Genomic DNA, 17051 nt, shown 5'->3' with positions numbered 1-17051 from the left:
GCGCGAGGAAGGCTTTGCCGGCACGTGTTTGACGTGCCGGCAAAGGCCACCGGCAGTACGCCAGGCCAACGACTAAGAAATACGAGGCACGCTTCGAGCGTGGTTGAAATTGGGCGTTCCGCCGCCCGGCCGGCCGTGGTCAGAGCCGGCGGGCGGCGGACGTGTTTTAAGCCAGTTTCAGGTCGGTAAATCATGCCGACATTATCGAATGTCACGATTTTGAATGGCGTCATTCAAATGGCATTTGAATTCGCTATTCAACGCGATTTAAAAAAGCAAAGCGCCCGAGGGCGCTTTTTTCATTGGTGACTATGATTCTCGCGGTGACGTTTGCCGTGAGTTTGTCGCACCGGCAGGCGGCGCCGGCGCGCCGCGGTCGCGCGCCATTCAGGCATGCGCCGCGCCCGGCGCCGTCAGCGTCACGCCCGCGTGCTCCAGCGCATTGCGGATACGCCGCGCGAAGGCCAGCGCATGCGGGCCGTCGCCGTGCAGGCAGACCGTCTGCGCATTGAGCGGCACCCACTCGCCCGTCACCGCCCGCACGCGCCGCCCGCGCACCATCTCCAGCGTGCGCGCCAGCATCTCGTCCTCGTCCTCCACCATCGCGCCGGCCTCGCTGCGCGGCACCAGCGAGCCGTCGGCGCGGTAGCCGCGATCGGCGAACACCTCCTCCACGGCGGCCAGGCCCAGGCGCCGCGCGGCGCCCACGAAGCCGCTGCCGGCCAGGCCGAACACGGCCACCGACGGGTCGAAGTCGTGGATCGCCGCCACCACCGCGTCGGCGATGCGCGGGTCGCGCGCGGCCTGGTTGTAGAGCGCGCCATGCGGCTTGACGTGGGCAATGCGTCCGCCCTCGGCTTGTGCGATCGCAGATAGCGCACCCAGTTGATAGAGGACGCCGGCGTAGATCTCGCTCGCCGGCAGGTCCATCTCCTTGCGCCCGAAGTTCTCCGGGTCGTGGAAGCTCGGGTGCGCGCCGATCGAGACATTCTTCTCGACCGACCAGCGCACGCAGTCGCGCATCGCCTGCGCGCCGCCCGCGTGCCAGCCGCACGCGATGTTCGCCGACGTGACGAGGTCCAGGAGCGCCTCGTCGGAGCCGCAGCCCTCGCCGAGATCGGCATTCAGATCGATTTCCATGATGTTCTCGTCATGAGGGGTGAGGGGAGCCGTCAGGCGGCCCGGGTGCCGGCCGCCAGCGCCCGGCGCTGCCGCTGGTGCGCCTCGTCGCGCAGCGCGATCGCCACGTCGATCTGGCGCAGATAGGCGCGCTCGGCCGCGAGCGCCTCGCGCGCGGCCTCGACGGTGGTCGGCACGAAGCGGATCGGCAGGTTCAGGCGCGCCTGGGCGAGCTTCCAGAGATCGGCGCGGATCACCGTGCCGATCTGCGGATAACCGCCGGTGGTCTGGGCGTCGTGCATCAGCACGATCGGCTGGCCGTTCGGCGGGACCTGGATGGTGCCCGGCAGCACCGCGTGCGAGAGCAGTTCCTCGCGCGCCTCGCGCAGCAGGGCCGGCCCCGCCAGGCGGTAGCCCATCCGGTTGCTGTTGGGCGTGACGCGCCATTCCTCGTCCCACAGCGCCTGCTGCGAGGCGCTCGCGAAGCCGCCGTATTGCGGGCCGGCCAGCACCCGCACCGGGGTGGGCCAGGACGCGTGCGTATGCGGGCGGCGCGGCAGCGCCTCGCTCGGCATCAGCGAGGCGCACCAGGCCGGCGCCTTGACGCCGAATTCCTGCGCCTCGGGCGCGAGGCAGGCGGGCGCGGGGGCGCCGGGCTGGCCGACCGGCAGGCGGTCGCCGTCGCGCAGCGCGCGCCCGCCCAGGCCGCCGAAGCGCGAGCCCAGGTCGGTGCTGCGCGAGCCGAGCACCGGCAGCACGTCGATGCCGCCCGCCACGCACAGATAACCGCGCATGCCGTGCTGCGCGACCTGCAGCGTGAGGGTCTGGCCGGCGGCCACCGGCAGGCTCCACCAGGCATGCACGCGCCGGCCGTCGAGCGTGGCGCCGAAGCCGGTGCCGGTGATCGCGATGCGCGTGGCGCGCGGGAAGCGGAAGCTGGCGGGGCCGAGCGTGATCTCGATGGCGGCCGCCTCGGGGCGGTTGCCGACCAGCCGGTTGCCGACCTCGAGCGCCAGCGTGTCGAGCGCGCCGCCCAGCGCCACGCCCAGGTGACGAAAACCGCGCCGGCCGGTGTCCTGCACCGTCGACAGCGGCCCGGCGCGCAGCACCTCGATGCCGGCGAAAGCGCGGCCCTGGCTCATGATGCCTGCACCTCCCGCACCGTGAAGCGTACGCGGTCGCCCGGCTGCAGCAGGGTGGGCGGCGTCTGCGCGGGATCGAACAGGGGCAGGGCGGTGCGGCCGATCAGTTGCCAGCCGCCGGGTGCGCTGGCCGGGTAGATGCCGGTCTGCGCGCCGCCGATGCCGACCGAGCCGGCCGGCACCTCCAGGCGCGGCGCGGTGCGACGCGGCGTGTGCAGGGCCGCCTCGAGCCCGCCGAGATAGGCGAAGCCGGGCTGGAATCCGATGAAGAACACGATGTAGCTGCCGGCCGCGTGGCGTTCGACCACCTCGCGCGCGGCCAGCCCGGTATGCGCGGCGACCGCCGCGAGATCGGGGCCGGCCTCACCGCCGTAGATCACCGGGATCTCGACCTCGCGGCCCGGCGCGGTATCGGGATCGGCCTCGCGCCAGGCGGCCTCGAGCCGCGGCAGCAGCGCCGCCGCCGAGGTCTCGAACGGATCGAACACCACCGTGAGATTGTTCATGCCCGGCACCACGTCGAGCACCTGCGGCCAGCCGCGCGCGAGCGCCGCGACCGCCCAGATCCGGCGCTGGCAGTCCAGCGTGGCGGGCGGCGGCGCTTCGCAGACGAGAGCGGTATCGCCTAGCGGGTAGAGACGGGGAGCAGTCATGGGCGGCTCACGGGCATCGATTGCTGCGGATGATACATCATCAATAATTTATCGATAAATTATCGACAAGGAGGGCGTGTTACGGCGGTAATCGCGCGCATCTGGCGTACACTGCGGCCATTCCCCGCCCTCGATGGTTCCCGCCGTGCCAGACAAAGCGCCCCGCTCGCCCGCCCAGATCGTTTCGTCCGAACATCTCGTCTCCGAGACCAGCGTCGAGCTGTCCGAGCTCGAATACGGGCTGATCATGGCGAGCAATGCGTTCAATCGCTGGATGGTCCGCTGCATGGACGCGGCCGGCGCCAAGGACATGACCGCGATCGAGGTCTCGCTGCTGCACCACGTGGGCCATCGCGACCGCAAGAAGAAGCTCGCCGACATCTGTTTCGTCCTGAATATCGAGGATACGCACGTTGCCACCTACGCGCTGAAGAAGCTCGCCGCGCGCGGCTACGTGTGCGGCGAGAAGTCGGGCAAGGAGGTGCTGTTCTCGGTGACGCCGGCCGGGCGCGCGCTCTGCGAGCAGTACCGCGAGGTGCGCGAGCGCTGCCTGATCGAGACGCTCAAGGAGAGCGGGCTGACCAACCGGCAGATCGGCGAGGCCGCGCAACTGCTGCGCAATGCCTCGGGGCTCTACGACACGGCCGCGCGCGCGGCCGCCTCGCTGTAGGCGGGGAGGAAGGAAAGGCGGGCGGCTCAGTCCGCCGCGCCCGAGCGATAGGCGTGGCGTTCGGTGACGATCCAGTCGAGCGGGCGGTCGTGCGATTCGCGCGGCAGCGCGTCGAGCGCCGACACTTCGTAGGCCACGCCGATCGTCACCGGCAGCGCCTCGTTCGGCCAAGCCGCCAGCGTGCGGTCATAGTAACCGCCGCCGTAGCCGAGCCGGAAGCCCTGCTTGTCGAAGCCGACGCAGGGGATCAGCAGCAGGTCCGGCACCAGCGCCTCACCCTCGGCCGGCTCGGGAATGCGGTGATGGCCGGTGCGCATCGGCGCGTCCGGGGTCCAGCGCCGAAACGACAGCGGCGTATGGGGCTCGGCGATCACCGGCAGCGCGGCGCGGCGGCGATGGTCGTCGGCGAGCCATTCGGCGATCGTGGCGCGTGCGTCGAATTCGCCCGGCAGCGGCCAGTAGAAGCCCACCGTGAGCAGCGGATGCTTGCCGAGCAGATCGAGGATCCGGCGCGCCAGCGCGGCATTCGCGGCCGCCTCGCCGCTCGCCGCGCGACGCAGCGGCGCGAGCGTTTCGCGCAGCGCCTGCTTGCGATTGGCGACGGGGGGGCGTGCTATGCTTTCGCTCACTTCGTGCTCCATGAAAAACGATGTCAACCAGCCTCGTCCGAGTATATCGCGCGGCCGCCATGACGCTGTCGGCGGTCGTACTGGCCGCGGGCGCCGCCGCGTGTGCCGCTCAACCCGTCGACGACGTCACGTCGAACGACGATCAGGTCTTCGTCCAGCTACGCGAGGCCGCGCGCGCCAACAACCCGGCCCGCGCCGCGCAGCTCGCCGCGATGATCCCGAATTATCCGGCGCCGTCCTATCTCGAGTATTTCCAGATCAAGCCGCAGTTGTTCGACAGCTCGGGCAAGGCCCGCATCGACGCGCCCGACGCGCCGGTGCTGTCCTTCCTGCAGCGCTACGACGGCCAGGCGATCGCCGACCGCATGCGCAACGACTACCTGCTGGTGCTGGGCGCGCGTCATGACTGGCGCGGCTTCGACGAGCAGTACAAGCGCTTCGTGCTCGACGACGACACCCAGGTGAAGTGCTACTCGCTCGAGTCGCGCGCCTCGCGCGGCGAGAACGTCGCCGACATGGCGCGCCACCTGCTGGTGGAGCCGAAGAACTACGGCGATGCCTGCGTCGACCTGATCTCGGCACTGGCGGTCAACCAGCAGTTCTCGTCCGACGACGTCTGGACCCAGGCGCGCCTGGCCTTCGAGCAGAACTACACCACCACCGCCGGCAAGATCGTCGACGTGCTCGGCCCGCGCCCGGCCGGCTTCGACCAGGCCGCCGGCGCGCCGCCGCTGTTCCTCGCGCGCGGCGTCGGCAGCGATGCCGTCTCGCGCCAGCTGGCGCTGATCGCGATCACGCGCATGGCGCGCAACGATCCCGACCAGGCGGCCGGCATGATGGGCACGCTCACCCAGCTCTCCAAGCCGGAGCAGGCGATCGCCTGGGGCGAGATCGGCATGCAGGCGGCGCTCAAGCGCTCGCCGATGGCGCTGCAGTACTACAAGCAGTCGGGCGGCGCGCCGCTGTCGGTGCCCGGCTACGAATGGCGCGTGCGCGCCGCGCTGCTGGCCGGCGACTGGCCCTCGGTGCGCTGGGCCATCGACCAGATGCCCGACGAGCTGCGCGCCCAGCCGGCCTGGCTCTACTGGCATGGCCGCGCGCTGAAGCAGGCCGGCGACGTCGGCGGTGCGAACCGCGACTTCGAGCAGGTGGCGGGCCGCTTCGACTTCTACGGCCAACTGGCCGCCGAGGAACTGGGCCAGAAGACCGTGATCCCGCCGCGCACCGTCGTCAGCGACGCCGAGGTCGACGCGATGAGCCAGGTGCCCGGCTTCGCGCTGGCGCGCCGGTTCTACGCGCTGAACCTGCGCCTGGAAGGCAACCGCGAATGGAACTGGCCGCTGCGCGGCATGACCGATCGCCAGTTGCTGGCCGCAGCCGAATACGCCAAGCGCATCGACATGCTCGACCGCACCGTCAACACGGCCGATCGCACCACCGCGATGCACGACTTCACGCTGCGCTATCCCTCGCCGTATCGGCCGATCGTGGAGCGCTACGCGGCCACCAGCGGGCTCGATATCGAGTGGGCCTATGGCCTGATCCGACAGGAATCGCGCTTCATCACCAGCGCGCGTTCCTCGGCGGGCGCCGGCGGCCTGATGCAGCTGATGCCGGCCACCGCGCAACTGGTGGCCAAGAAGCTGGGCATGGGCGGTCTCTCGCGCGCGCAGATGCACGACATCGACACCAATATCCAGCTCGGCACCTGGTACCTGTCCGACATCTACCAGAAGTTCGACGATTCGGCGGTGCTGGCCACGGCCGGCTACAACGCCGGGCCGGGACGCCCGCGCCAGTGGCGGCAGGTGCTGACCCAGCCGGTCGAGGGCGCGATCTTCGCCGAGACCATCCCCTTCAACGAGACGCGCGACTACGTGAAGAACGTGCTGTCGAACACCACCTATTACGCGGCGCTGTTCGAGGGCAAGCCGCAGTCGCTGAAGGCACGGCTCGGCTTCGTCTCGCCCTGAGCCGGGGCCGGCCCGGGCCACCTGCCGGGTCGAGCCGGGCCTTACCTTTCGCGCGGGCCGCGGCGGGATCGCGGCCCGCGATTCGTTTCCCGCGCGCGCTCGCGCGGTCGAGGCAGGGCAGGCAGCAGCCCGATCGTCGCGGCGCGCAGTCGACAGCTGACGGAGGCTCGCCCATGGATCGCCCGCCCCTCGCCCTGATCGGCGGTACCGGCTTCATCGGTGCCCGCCTGGTCGCGAACCTGGTTCGCGACGGCCGCCCGGTGCGGATCGCCGCGCGGCGCCGCGAGCATGCCCGCCATCTCGCCACGCTGCCGGTCGAGATCGTCGAGCTGGACAGCTTCGATACCCGCAGCCTGGCGCGCTTCGTGGCCGGCGCGCAGGTGGCCGTCAACCTGGTCGGCGTCCTGCACGGCGGCCACGGCAAGCCTTACGGCGAGGGGTTCCGGCGGGCCCACGTGTCGCTGCCGGCGGCGCTGGCGGCGGCCTGCGCCGAGGCCGGCGTCCCGCAACTGGTGCAGGTCAGCGCGCTCGGTGCCGATTCGCGCGGGCCCAGCATGTACCAGCGTTCCAAGGGCGATGGCGAGGCCGCGCTGCATGCGGCGGCGGCCGCTTCCGGCGGCGCGCTGGCGGTCACGGTGCTGCGGCCCTCGGTGGTATTCGGCCCCGGCGACGCGTTCCTGAGCACCTTCGCGCGGCTGCAGCGCAGCCTGCCGGTGCTGCCGCTGGCGATGCCCGACGCGCAATTCCAGCCGATCTACGTCGGCGACCTCGCGCAGGCGCTGAGTCGCGTCAGCGGGCTGCGCGAGGCCCATGGCAAGACCTACGAGCTGGGCGGCCCGAAGGTCTACACGCTCGAGCAACTGGTGCGCTACTGCGGCGTGCTGGTCGGGCACGAGGCACGCATCCTGCGCCTGCCCGACGCGCTGGCGCGGTGGCAGGCGCGCCTGTTCGAGTGCCTGCCCGGCGAGCCGGTGATCACGCGCGACAACCTCGATTCGATGCGCGTGCCCAACCTGGCGAGCGGGCCGCTCGCACCCGAGCTGGGAATCCGGCCGGCCAGCATCGAGAGCGTGGCGCCGTCCTACCTCGGCGCCGGCGGCATGCGCCACGATGCCTGGCGCGCGCGTCGCTGAGCGCGGCAGGGCGTCGCCCCCGATCCACTTATTTTTGATGAAGCAGCAAGGTTCGAGCATGCAATTGATCATTGGCGACAAGAGCTATTCCTCCTGGTCGATGCGGCCCTGGGTGCTGATGCGGCACTTCGGGATCCCCTTCGACGAGACGCTGATCGAGCTGCGCACGCCCGAGACGAGCGCGCGGATCCGCGCGGTATCGCCCTCGGGCAAGGTGCCCTGCCTGATCGACGACGACGGCCTGGCGATCTGGGATTCGCTGGCGATCGCCGAGACCCTGGCCGAGCGTCATCCGGCGCTGGCCATGTGGCCGGCCGAGCCGGCCGCGCGGGCCCGCGCGCGCAGCGTGTCGGCCGAGATGCATGCCGGCTTCGTCGCGCTGCGCGCCGAGATGCCGCTCGATATCCGCGCCACCCTGCCGGGCCGCGAGGCCTCGCCGGCGGCGCTGGCCGACGTGGCGCGCATCGACGCGCTGTGGCGCGACTGCCTCGCCGCCTCGGGCGGGCCGTTCCTGTTCGGTGCCTTCGGCATCGCCGACGCGATGTACGCGCCGGTGGTGATGCGCTTCGTCACCTATGCGCCGCCGCTGTCCGAGGTCGCGGCGGGGTATGTCGAGCGCATGCTCGCGGTGCCGGCGGTGGCGGCCTGGGCCGACGAGGCGCGTCACGAGACGCGCGTGTTCGATCACTGAGCGACGATGGACCAGGGAATGCGGCGGCGGCCCGGTGCCGCGCGCCGCGGCAAGGAGGTGATGTCATGAGGATCTACGCAGTCGGCGGCGCGATTCGCGACGAACTGCTCGGCGTGCCGGTCCAGGATCGCGACTACGTGGTGGTCGGCGCGACGCCCGAGCAGTTGGCGGCCCAGGGCTATCGCCCGGTCGGCAAGGATTTCCCGGTGTTCCTGCATCCGCGCACCCACGAGGAATACGCGCTGGCGCGCACCGAGCGCAAGACCGCGGCCGGTTATCACGGCTTCCAGTTCTATTTCGCGCCCGACGTCACGCTCGAGGAGGACCTGGCGCGCCGCGACCTGAGCATCAACGCGATGGCGCGCGAGGTGAGCCCCGACGGCAGCCTGGTCGGGCCGGTGGTGGATCCGTTCGACGGCCGCGCCGACCTGGCCGCGAAGCGCTTTCGCCACGTCGGCCCCGCCTTCGTCGAGGACCCGGTGCGGATCCTGCGGATCGCGCGCTTCGCGGCCCGCTTCGCCGATTTCACGGTCGCGCCCGAGACGCTCGCGCTGATGCGCGAGATGGTGACGGCCGGCGAGGTCGACGCGCTGGTGCCCGAGCGGGTCTGGCAGGAGCTCTCGCGCGGGCTGATGGAGGCGAAACCCTCGCGGATGTTCGAGGTGCTGCGCGAATGCGGGGCGCTGGCGCGCATCCTGCCCGAGGTCGACGCGCTGTTCGGCGTGCCGCAGCGCGCCGACTACCACCCCGAGGTGGATACCGGCGTGCACGTGATGATGGTGGTCGACTACGCGGCGCGGCACGGCTACACGCTGCCGGTGCGCTTCGCCGCGCTGACCCACGATCTCGGCAAGGCCACCACGCCCGAGCACGTGCTGCCGCGCCATATCGGCCATGAAGGCCGCAGCGTCGATCTGCTCAAGCCCTTGAGCGAGCGCCTGCGCGTGCCGAACGAATGCCGCGACCTGGCCCTGCTGGTGGCGCGCGAGCACGGCAACCTGCACCAGGTGATGAAGATGGGCGCGGCCGCGCTGGTGCGCTTGCTGGAGCGCGCCGACGCGCTGCGCAAGCCCGGCCGCTTCGCCGAGATGCTGCAGGCCTGCGAATCGGATGCGCGCGGGCGGCTCGGGCTGGAGACGCAGCCCTATCCGCAGGCCGAGCGCCTGCGGCGCGCGCTGCTGGCCGCGCGCTCGGTGGATGCCGGCCAGGTGGCGGCCGGGCTGCGCGGCAATCCGGAAGGGATCCGCGAGGCGGTGCATCGGGCGCGGATCGCGGCGGTGGCGGCCGAGCTCTCGATCGACGCCGACGCGGGCGAATGAGCGGCGCGCCGGCGGTGGCGATCCGCGCGGCGCGGCCCATTCGACCTGGTCGCGACTGAGCCGCGCGCCTGACCGGCGCGCTTCATCGAGATTCAAGCGGGGAAAAAACGAAACCGTCACCCACGGCCGATGCCGCGCGTGACGGTTCTGGGGGAAGCGATCTCAGCGCGCCGCGCCCGACACGCGCCCGTCCGGGCCGTACAGGCCGGCGCGCGCCGGCTGGGCGCGCAGCACCTGCAGGGTGCGCTCGTTGTAGTCCATGCGGATGCGGATCAGCATGCCGTTGTTGAGGTTGGCGTGGCGCACGCGCTCGGTGGCCTCGCGCAGCAGCTTCCAGCGGCTCGCGACGCTCGGGTCGCGCTCCGAGGCGGCGTCGATGCCGACGCGGCCGGCCGGATAGCCGAGCGCGGCGAGCTGCACGTCGCGCTGCTTCTCGAGCGTGGCCAGACGCTCGACCAGCTGGGTCTTGCGCTCGATGATGTCGGGCAGCGTATCGGCCGGCGAGGCCGCCGTCAGCGCCTGTTGCTCGTAGGCGAGCAGGGAGGCGAAGGCTTCCACCGTCGCGTGCTCGTCGTTGATCGTCGCCAGCAGTGCTTCTTTCATTGCGTCTCGCTCAAAACGCCGGCGCGCGGACCATCCGCGTGCCGATTGCGGTCGCCCCCCGCCGCCCTCAGCCGAGCTTGACCGGCGTCTGCACCAGCTCGCGAGCCGTCTGCAGGATGCCGTCCGCGATCTTGCCGGTGTCGATCGAGAGCGAGCCGTTGCGGATCGCATCGCGGATCGACGCCACCTTCGCGGTATCGATATCGGCCGAGCCCGACGAGGCCAGCGATTGCAGGTTCGTCGACACGGAGGACAGGTTCACGTTCGCATCGCCGCCGGTGGCGGGCGCGGCGTCGGCCACCGGTGCCGCGGGGGCGGCGGCCTGGCTGCGCGACGAAGCGGCGTCGGAGGACGCCGGGCGGACGTTCGTGGCGGGGGTGGAATCGATTTTCACGATGGGCTTCCTGAACGATTTGAGCGAGATAACGGCAGGACGGAGCCGAACTTTAGCGCTCGATCTTCAGTAAATGCTTTCAGAAACAAAAGTTTGCACTCTTTTGCAGTCTTACTGGCCGCGCTGGCGGCACCCATCATAACGGAATCTCGACCGTTCCCGAATCCTTCACCACCGCCGTGACGATCTGGCCCGCCGCGAGACGCACCCGCACCTGCTGGCCCGGCCCCGCGTTGTTCATCACGCTGCCTTCCGACGAAATCGTGAAACCCTTGCCGGCCGCCACCACGCGCACGGTCTGGCCGATCGTCACCGACGCGGCGCTGCGCAGCATGTCCTGGCGCAGCGGCAGGCCGGCCGCCACGCGTACCAGCGAGGTACCCCCGACCGCCTGGCCCGGATCGGTGATGATCGCCAGCGGCAACTGGGTCAGGTCGCCGTCGCGGGCGACCAGGTCGGCGGCCGTCAGCACCTCGCCGGGCGACAGCGCGCGGGCCGCCACGTAATAGGTGCCCTGCACCGAGATCTTCGATTGCAGGTAGAGCGTCCAGGGTTTCGCGCCGGCGCAGCGCACGCCCACCGTGGTGCGGCCCCAGAGACGCGCGCCGGTCGGCAGGAAGGGCTCGAGCCCGGTGCAGGCGGCCAGCCCGCGCGGGAAGGCCGGCGCCACCGTGACGATCGCCTTGCCCGGCAGGCCGGCGGTCTGCTGGCGCAGGAAGGCCAGCGCGGCCTGGCGGATCGCTTCCGGATCCTGCTGGCCCTCGGGTACCGGCGGCGCGGCCTGGGCCTGGGCGGGCGCGGCGCCGGTCGTGGCGGCGGCGGTGTCGCCGGCGGGCGGCAGGGCGGCGCGCGTCGAGACGCGCAGGATGCCGGCTACCGGCTGGCGCAGGGTGGCCATCGCGGCCGGCCCGGCCGGATGCGGCGGCGCCACGTCCTGGGCGACCACCGGCGCGACCTGCTGGGCGCGCGCGGCGGGCGACGGGGCGAAGGCGGCGCGCAGCGAGGCGCCGGCCTGGGCGGGCACGGCAGCGGCGCCGCCGGGCGCGCGATAGACGGCGGATCGATAAGCGGCAGGCGCCGCGGCGGCCGGGCCGGCCGGCGCCGCCTGCGCGGCGCGGCGGGCGGCGGCGATGCCGGCCGCGTAACCGGCGGCGTAGTCGGCGGCATAGGTCGCCGCGTCCTGGGACGGTTGCGCGGCGCCGGGACGAGCAGGGCTGTTGGCGGGCTGGGCGCCGGGGTTCGCGCGACGGCTCGGATACAGCGGCGGCTCGGGCCGGTTCGCGTCGGGATCGGCCGAGGCGGCCGCGCGCATCGCGGCCTCGCCGCCCGACAGGACCTCGACGGCCCGCGTGCCGGCCATGCCGCCTGGATTCGGATTCGCGCCGGCCGCCATGGCGGGCCGCGGCGCGGCGCCGGGCGCGCTGCCGGCCAGCACGATGTCGTTGGCCGAGGTGGCGCCGTTCGCGACGGCGCTGCCGCCGCCGTAGGCGCCGCGCAGCTCGGCGGCGCTGTAGCTGTTGAGACTGGTCGAGCCACGCGGGGCGGGGGTGTTGACGCCATGCGCGTTCGCGTTGGCGAGCGCCGTCTCGGCCGATTCGCCGCGCCCGGGGATCACGATCATGCCGTCGGCGCCGGCGCTCTGCGCCAGTGCCGCGGCCGGCAGCAGCGCGGCCAGCGCCAGCGCCAGCAGCGCGCGGCGGCCGAGCGCCCGCGCCGCCTTGCCGGATCCGCTCACCGGGCCTGCGTCCGTCGCCATCGCCGCCTCCTCGAAAAACCGTTGGTACGGCATCGCATTCTAGGCAGGCGCCACCCCGGACAAACGATGAATAGAGGGGGGCTTTGCCGGTTATTCGTCCGATTGCCGCTTGCCTTGCGCGCCTACGATGGCTGTCATCGAAAAGCGTCCCTGCGCCCGCCGCGTTCCTCGCGCGGGTCCGGGGCGCGGCACCGCTCTCAGCTGGAGGACCGCACGATGCTGGACAAACTCGACGCCGAATTCGCATTCGGCCGCCAGGCGCTCGACGTTCGCGCGTACCGGCAGGAACTGCTGTCGTCGAACATCGCCAATGCCGACACGCCGGGCTACCAGGCCCGCGACGTCGACTTCGGCGCGACGCTCGGCCGTGCCCTCAAGCAGCAGGCCGGCCAGGCCACCACCGACAACGCCACCCGCCTGCCGCTGGCGCAGCCGGCCGGCGTGACCAGCGGCATGACCCTGGTGTCGACCGAGCCCGGCCACATGAGCGGCGACACGCGCCTGACGGCCACCGGCGGGCCGGTCGAGGACTATGGCCGCGCCGCCTACCGGATCCCGAGCCAGCCGTCGCTGGACGGCAACACGGTCGACCTCGATGCCGAGCGCGTGCAGTTCGCCGACAACACGGTCCACTTCGAGACCGGCATGACGCTGGTGAGCGGCCAGATCAAGGCGATGCTGGCCGCGATCCAGTCGGGCAGCTGAGCCGGCGGCCCGAGCCGAGCCCGATGTCATCGTCCCGTCATCCGCCGCGCAGCCGCGCCGAGCACGACGCAACCCCAGCCGTACCCGAGGAGCCCACATGCCTTCGCTGATGAACATCTTCGACGTCGCCGGATCGGCGATGTCCGCCGAATCCCAGCGCCTGAACGTCACGGCGTCGAACCTGGCCAACGCGGACAGCGTGACGGGCCCGGACGGCAAGCCCTACCGCGCCAAGCAGGTGGTGTTCGAGACCCAGCCGGTCGGCAATGCGCGCACCCGCTCGGGGCAGGGCGTGGGCGGGGTGCAGGTCAAGCAGGTGATCGACGATCCCTCGCCGATGAAGACCAACTACGACCCGTCGAACCCGGCGGCCGACGCGAACGGCTACGTGACCATGCCGAACGTCGATCCGGTGCAGGAGATGGTCAACATGATCTCGGCCTCGCGCTCGTACCAGGCCAACGTCGAGACCCTGAACACCGCCAAGCAGCTGATGCTCAAGACGCTGACGATCGGCTCCTGAAGCCGGGCGCCGCCCTCGACACCGACCGCAAGACTTCCCAACCCGAACCAGCGTATCCGCGAGCGACCTCGCGAAAGGCAACCCGGAGATGAGCTCCTCCAGCACGATCGGCGGCAACGGCACCACGGTGAACAACACGCCGACCGACACCATGAACGCCAACAGCAGCAACACGTCGGCGGCGGATCTGCAGCAGACCTTCCTGACCCTGCTCGTCACGCAGTTGCAGAACCAGGATCCGACCAGCCCGGTCGACAGCTCGCAGATGACCTCGCAGCTCGCGCAGATCAACACCGTGAGCGGCATCGCCCAGCTCAACTCGTCGCTGACCTCGCTGTCCTCGCAGATCACGGCGGGCCAGCAGACCCAGGCGGCGATGCTGGTCGGCTCGAACGTGCTGGCCCCGGGCAACACGCTGAGCCTCTCGGGCGGCGCGACCACCGCCTTCGGCGTGCAGCTCAGCACGGCCGCCTCGAACCTGACCATCACCGTCACCAACTCGGCCGGCCAGGTGGTCAACACCATCAACGAGGGCGCGCAGCAGGCCGGCACGGTGCCGTTTACCTGGACGCCGACCGACAGCACCGGCGCCAAGCTGCCGGATGGCAACTACACCATCAAGGCGACCTACACCGATTCCAGCGGCAACACCGCCAGCGCCACCACCATGACGGTCGCGCAGGTGCAGGGCGTGATCCGCCAGGCCGACGGCACGCCGGGCCTGGCGCTGTCCAACGGCACCACGGTCGGCCTGTCGGCGATCGGCGCGATCTTCCCGTCGGCCTCGGCCTCGAACGGCTCGGGCTCCGGTTCGGGCTCGGATTCGTCGAACAACAACTCGAATTCCTCTTCCTGACTATTGACCCGGCCACGCGCCGACGGAGACCAACATGGGTTACCAACAGGGCTTGAGCGGTTTGCAGGGCGCGTCGAACGACCTCGACGTGATCGGCAACAACATCGCGAACGCGAACACCACCGGCTTCAAGGCCGCCACCGCGCAGTTCACGGACATGTACGCGAACTCGGTGTCGTCCGCGGTCGCCAACGGGATCGGCATCGGCACCCAGCTCGCGGCGGTCGCGCAGGTGTTCCAGCAGGGCGGTTTCACCACCACCCAGAACCCGCTGAACATGGCGATCAACGGCAACGGCTTCTTCCAGGTGACCAACAACGGCGTGACCACCTACACGCGTGACGGTACCTTCAACGCCGACAAGAACGGCAACATCGTCAACGCGGCCGGCGCGCAGCTGATGGGCTATGCCGTGAACGCCAACGGCGTGATCAACACCGGCGCGCTGGTGCCGCTCACCGCGCCGCAGGGCAATCTCGCGCCGAAGGCGACCAGCTCGATCACCGGCCAGTTCAACCTGAGCACCTCGGACACGTCGCAGTCGAGCACCGCGGCCTTCAATCCGAACGACCCGACCACCTACACGCTGCACCAGTCGGTGCCGGCCTTCGATTCGCTGGGCAACAGCGAGAACGTCGACCTCTACTTCGTGAAGTCGACTACCACCGGCAGCTGGGAAGTGTGGGCCGGCGCCAACGGCGCGGCGCCGCAGGACATGGGCACCGCCAAGTTCGACAGCTCGGGCAAGCTGATCGGCACGGTGGGCACCGACGGCAACCCGACCGCGGTGACCAACACCTTCGCGCTGGCGGTCAACAACACCAACGGCGCCACCGCCCAGACCATCAACATCAACCTGAGCGGCTCGACCCAGTTCGGCGCGTCCAAGAGCGGCGTGGCGAACCTGAACGCGGACGGCTACCCGACCGGCACGCTGAACTCGTATTCGGTCGGCGCGGACGGCACCATCCAGGGCATCTACTCGAACAACCAGACCCTGACGCTGGGCCAGGTGGTGGTGGTCAACTTCAACAACCCGCAAGGGCTGACCAGCATCGGCGGCAACCAGTACATCCAGACCAGCGCCTCGGGCGTGCCCCAGGTCGGCGTGCCGGGCAGCACCAACCACGGCACCCTGAAGGGCAGCACCACGGAAGCCTCGACCACCGACCTGACCGGCGAGCTGGTGAACCTGATCACGGCGCAGCGCGACTACCAGGCCAATGCGCAGACCATCAAGACGCAGCAGGCCGTCGACCAGACGCTGATCAACCTCTAAGGCGCGGCGCGCGAGAACTGACGGATCACCATGGACCGACTGATCTATACGGCGATGACGGGCGCGGGCCAGGCCCTCGAGCAGCAGAGCGTGATCGCGAACAACCTCGCGAACGCCTCGACCACCGGTTTTCGCGCGCAACTCGCGACCTACCGGGCCGTGCCGATGAACTTCGGCGAGGCCAGCAACCCGACCACCACCCGCACCTTCGTGCTCGACTCGACGCCGGGCGCCGACTACACGCCGGGGCCGATCACCCGCACCGGCAATCCGCTCGACGTGGCGGTGCAGGGCCCGGGCTGGCTGTCGGTGCTCGCGCCGGACGGCAGCGAGGCCTACACGCGCGCCGGCAACCTGCACGTGGACGAGAACGGCCAGTTGGTGAACGCCTCGAACCTGCCGGTGGTGGGCGGCGGTGGCCCGATCGCGATCCCGCCCAATGCCAAGGTGACGATCGGCCCGGACGGCACGGTCTCGGTGCTGGCCGCGGGCGACCCGCCCTCGGCGATCGCCATGATCGACCAGCTCAAGCTGGTCAATCCCGATCCGTCCACCATCACGCGCGGCGACGACGGCCTGTTCCGCACCACCGACGGCAACCCGGCCGATGCCGACCCGAACGTGACGGTGGCGGCCGAGTCGCTCGAGGGCAGCAATGTGAATCCGGTCGCCGCGATGGTGTCGATGCTGGACAACGCGCGCGCGTTCCAGCTCCACACCAAGCTGATCTCGACCGCCGACCAGAACGAACAGACGGCCAACCAGATCCTCAGCTTCAGCTGAGCGGCGCGCCCCCCAGGAGAACTACCGTGAATCGATCCCTCTACATCGCCGCCACCGGCATGAATGCGCAGCAGGCGCAGATGGACGTGATCTCGAACAACCTCGCCAACGTGAGCACCAACGGCTTCAAGGGCTCGCGCGCGGTGTTCGAGGATCTGCTGTACCAGACCGTGCGCCAGCCCGGTGCGAACTCGACCCAGCAGACCGAGCTGCCCTCGGGCCTGCAACTGGGCACCGGCGTGCAGCAGGTCGCCACCGAGCGGCTCTACACGCAGGGCGCGCTGACCCAGACCGGCAACTCGCGCGACATCGCGATCGACGGCTCGGGCTTCTTCCAGGTGCTGATGCCGGACGGCACCACCGCCTACACGCGCGACGGCTCGTTCCACCCGAACAACCAGGGCCAGCTGGTCACCTCCAGCGGCTACCAGGTGCTGCCGGCCATCACCGTGCCGCAGAACGCGCAGTCGCTGACGATCGGCTCGGACGGCGTGGTCACGGTCACCCAGCCGGGCTCGACCAACGCGGTGCAGATCGGCGCGATGCAGATCGCCACCTTCATCAACCCGGAAGGCCTGCAGGCGCTCGGCCAGAACCTGTTCGCCGAGACCACCTCGTCGGGCGTGCCGAACGTGACCACCCCGGGCCTGAACGGCGCCGGCTCGCTGAACCAGGGTTATGTCGAGTCCTCGAACGTGAACGTGGTGCAGGAACTGGTCAACATGATCCAGACCCAGCGCGCGTACGAGATCAACAGCAAGGCCGTGACCACCTCCGACCAGATGCTGCAGACCGTCACGCAGATGAAGAGCTAAGGGCAGGG

18 protein-coding genes are annotated in these 17051 nt (G+C 70.6%); 11 read left to right on the top strand and 7 right to left on the bottom strand.

Annotation, left to right across the window (positions count from 1 at the left end; genetic code table 11):
* Positions 1-387: 387 nt before the first annotated feature.
* From pxpA to pxpB, 3 genes are read right to left on the bottom strand one after another with little or no spacing between them, the layout of a single operon-like run.
* Positions 388-1140, bottom strand: a complete 753-nt coding sequence (pxpA, locus tag FB600_RS05355) for a 5-oxoprolinase subunit PxpA (RefSeq protein ID WP_036048879.1) — start codon at positions 1138-1140, stop codon at positions 388-390.
* Positions 1141-1172: 32 nt separating this feature from the next.
* Positions 1173-2261, bottom strand: coding sequence for a biotin-dependent carboxyltransferase family protein (locus tag FB600_RS05350; RefSeq protein WP_096750056.1), 1089 nt, complete (start codon positions 2259-2261; stop codon positions 1173-1175).
* Positions 2258-2914: a 5-oxoprolinase subunit PxpB gene (gene pxpB / locus FB600_RS05345; protein ID WP_098153523.1), complete on the bottom strand. Its 657-nt coding sequence runs from the start codon at positions 2912-2914 to the stop codon at positions 2258-2260. The genes FB600_RS05350 and pxpB overlap by 4 nt, the downstream gene beginning before the upstream one ends.
* A 133-nt stretch (positions 2915-3047) precedes the next feature.
* On the opposite strand from pxpB, the gene FB600_RS05340 reads away from it, so the two are divergent.
* On the top strand, positions 3048-3584 hold the full coding sequence (locus FB600_RS05340; RefSeq protein WP_013699660.1) for a winged helix DNA-binding protein: 537 nt from the start codon (positions 3048-3050) through the stop codon (positions 3582-3584).
* Between the two features lie 26 nt (positions 3585-3610).
* On the opposite strand, the gene FB600_RS05335 is transcribed toward FB600_RS05340, so the two are convergent.
* Positions 3611-4213, bottom strand: a complete 603-nt coding sequence (locus tag FB600_RS05335) for a 5-formyltetrahydrofolate cyclo-ligase (protein WP_096750701.1) — start codon at positions 4211-4213, stop codon at positions 3611-3613.
* Positions 4214-4233: 20 nt separating this feature from the next.
* Here FB600_RS05335 and FB600_RS05330 point away from each other — a divergent pair, with 20 nt between their 5' ends.
* The 4 genes from FB600_RS05330 (at position 4234) to FB600_RS05315 (ending at position 9329) form a co-directional block, all read left to right on the top strand.
* Complete coding sequence (locus tag FB600_RS05330) at positions 4234-6186, top strand: lytic transglycosylase domain-containing protein (protein WP_098153524.1); 1953 nt, start codon at positions 4234-4236, stop codon at positions 6184-6186.
* Positions 6187-6359: 173 nt separating this feature from the next.
* On the top strand, positions 6360-7319 hold the full coding sequence (locus FB600_RS05325) for a complex I NDUFA9 subunit family protein (protein WP_145756340.1): 960 nt from the start codon (positions 6360-6362) through the stop codon (positions 7317-7319).
* Positions 7320-7377: 58 nt separating this feature from the next.
* A complete protein-coding gene (locus FB600_RS05320; RefSeq protein ID WP_096750702.1) occupies positions 7378-8010 on the top strand; it encodes a glutathione S-transferase family protein in 633 nt (210 codons plus the stop codon).
* Between the two features lie 65 nt (positions 8011-8075).
* The gene (locus FB600_RS05315) at positions 8076-9329 is read left to right on the top strand and encodes a multifunctional CCA addition/repair protein (RefSeq protein WP_145756339.1); all 1254 of its coding nucleotides are present in this window, start codon (positions 8076-8078) and stop codon (positions 9327-9329) included.
* Positions 9330-9491: 162 nt separating this feature from the next.
* Here the strand turns inward: FB600_RS05315 and FB600_RS05310 are convergent, their stop codons facing one another.
* The 3 genes from FB600_RS05310 to flgA form a co-directional block, all read right to left on the bottom strand.
* Positions 9492-9932 (bottom strand): flagella synthesis protein FlgN, encoded by a 441-nt coding sequence (locus tag FB600_RS05310; RefSeq protein ID WP_013699655.1) that lies wholly within the window; start codon positions 9930-9932, stop codon positions 9492-9494.
* 67 nt (positions 9933-9999) lie between these two features.
* Entirely contained in the window at positions 10000-10326 is a 327-nt protein-coding gene (flgM, locus tag FB600_RS05305) for a flagellar biosynthesis anti-sigma factor FlgM (RefSeq protein ID WP_013699654.1), read from the bottom strand.
* Between the two features lie 136 nt (positions 10327-10462).
* Positions 10463-12082, bottom strand: a complete 1620-nt coding sequence (gene flgA / locus FB600_RS05300; RefSeq protein ID WP_145756338.1) for a flagellar basal body P-ring formation chaperone FlgA — start codon at positions 12080-12082, stop codon at positions 10463-10465.
* 216 nt (positions 12083-12298) lie between these two features.
* Here flgA and flgB point away from each other — a divergent pair, with 216 nt between their 5' ends.
* From flgB to flgG, 6 genes are all read left to right on the top strand, one after another.
* A complete protein-coding gene (gene flgB, locus FB600_RS05295) occupies positions 12299-12787 on the top strand; it encodes a flagellar basal body rod protein FlgB (RefSeq protein WP_047836852.1) in 489 nt (162 codons plus the stop codon).
* A 97-nt stretch (positions 12788-12884) separates the two neighbouring features.
* Positions 12885-13310 (top strand): flagellar basal body rod protein FlgC, encoded by a 426-nt coding sequence (gene flgC, locus FB600_RS05290; protein ID WP_013699651.1) that lies wholly within the window; start codon positions 12885-12887, stop codon positions 13308-13310.
* A gap of 88 nt (positions 13311-13398) precedes the next feature.
* Complete coding sequence (locus FB600_RS05285; protein WP_096750060.1) at positions 13399-14166, top strand: flagellar hook assembly protein FlgD; 768 nt, start codon at positions 13399-13401, stop codon at positions 14164-14166.
* 34 nt (positions 14167-14200) lie between these two features.
* Positions 14201-15445 (top strand): flagellar hook protein FlgE, encoded by a 1245-nt coding sequence (flgE, locus tag FB600_RS05280; protein ID WP_013699649.1) that lies wholly within the window; start codon positions 14201-14203, stop codon positions 15443-15445.
* 30 nt (positions 15446-15475) lie between these two features.
* Positions 15476-16228, top strand: coding sequence for a flagellar basal-body rod protein FlgF (gene flgF / locus FB600_RS05275; protein WP_013699648.1), 753 nt, complete (start codon positions 15476-15478; stop codon positions 16226-16228).
* A gap of 26 nt (positions 16229-16254) precedes the next feature.
* Entirely contained in the window at positions 16255-17043 is a 789-nt protein-coding gene (flgG, locus tag FB600_RS05270; protein WP_036034786.1) for a flagellar basal-body rod protein FlgG, read from the top strand.
* The last annotated feature ends 8 nt before the right edge of the window (positions 17044-17051 follow it).

The sequence above is a fragment of the Burkholderia sp. SJZ089 genome (assembly GCF_007828315.1).
Lineage (GTDB): Bacteria > Pseudomonadota > Gammaproteobacteria > Burkholderiales > Burkholderiaceae > Burkholderia > Burkholderia gladioli.
This window is presented reverse-complemented; position numbering and strand designations above follow the sequence as displayed.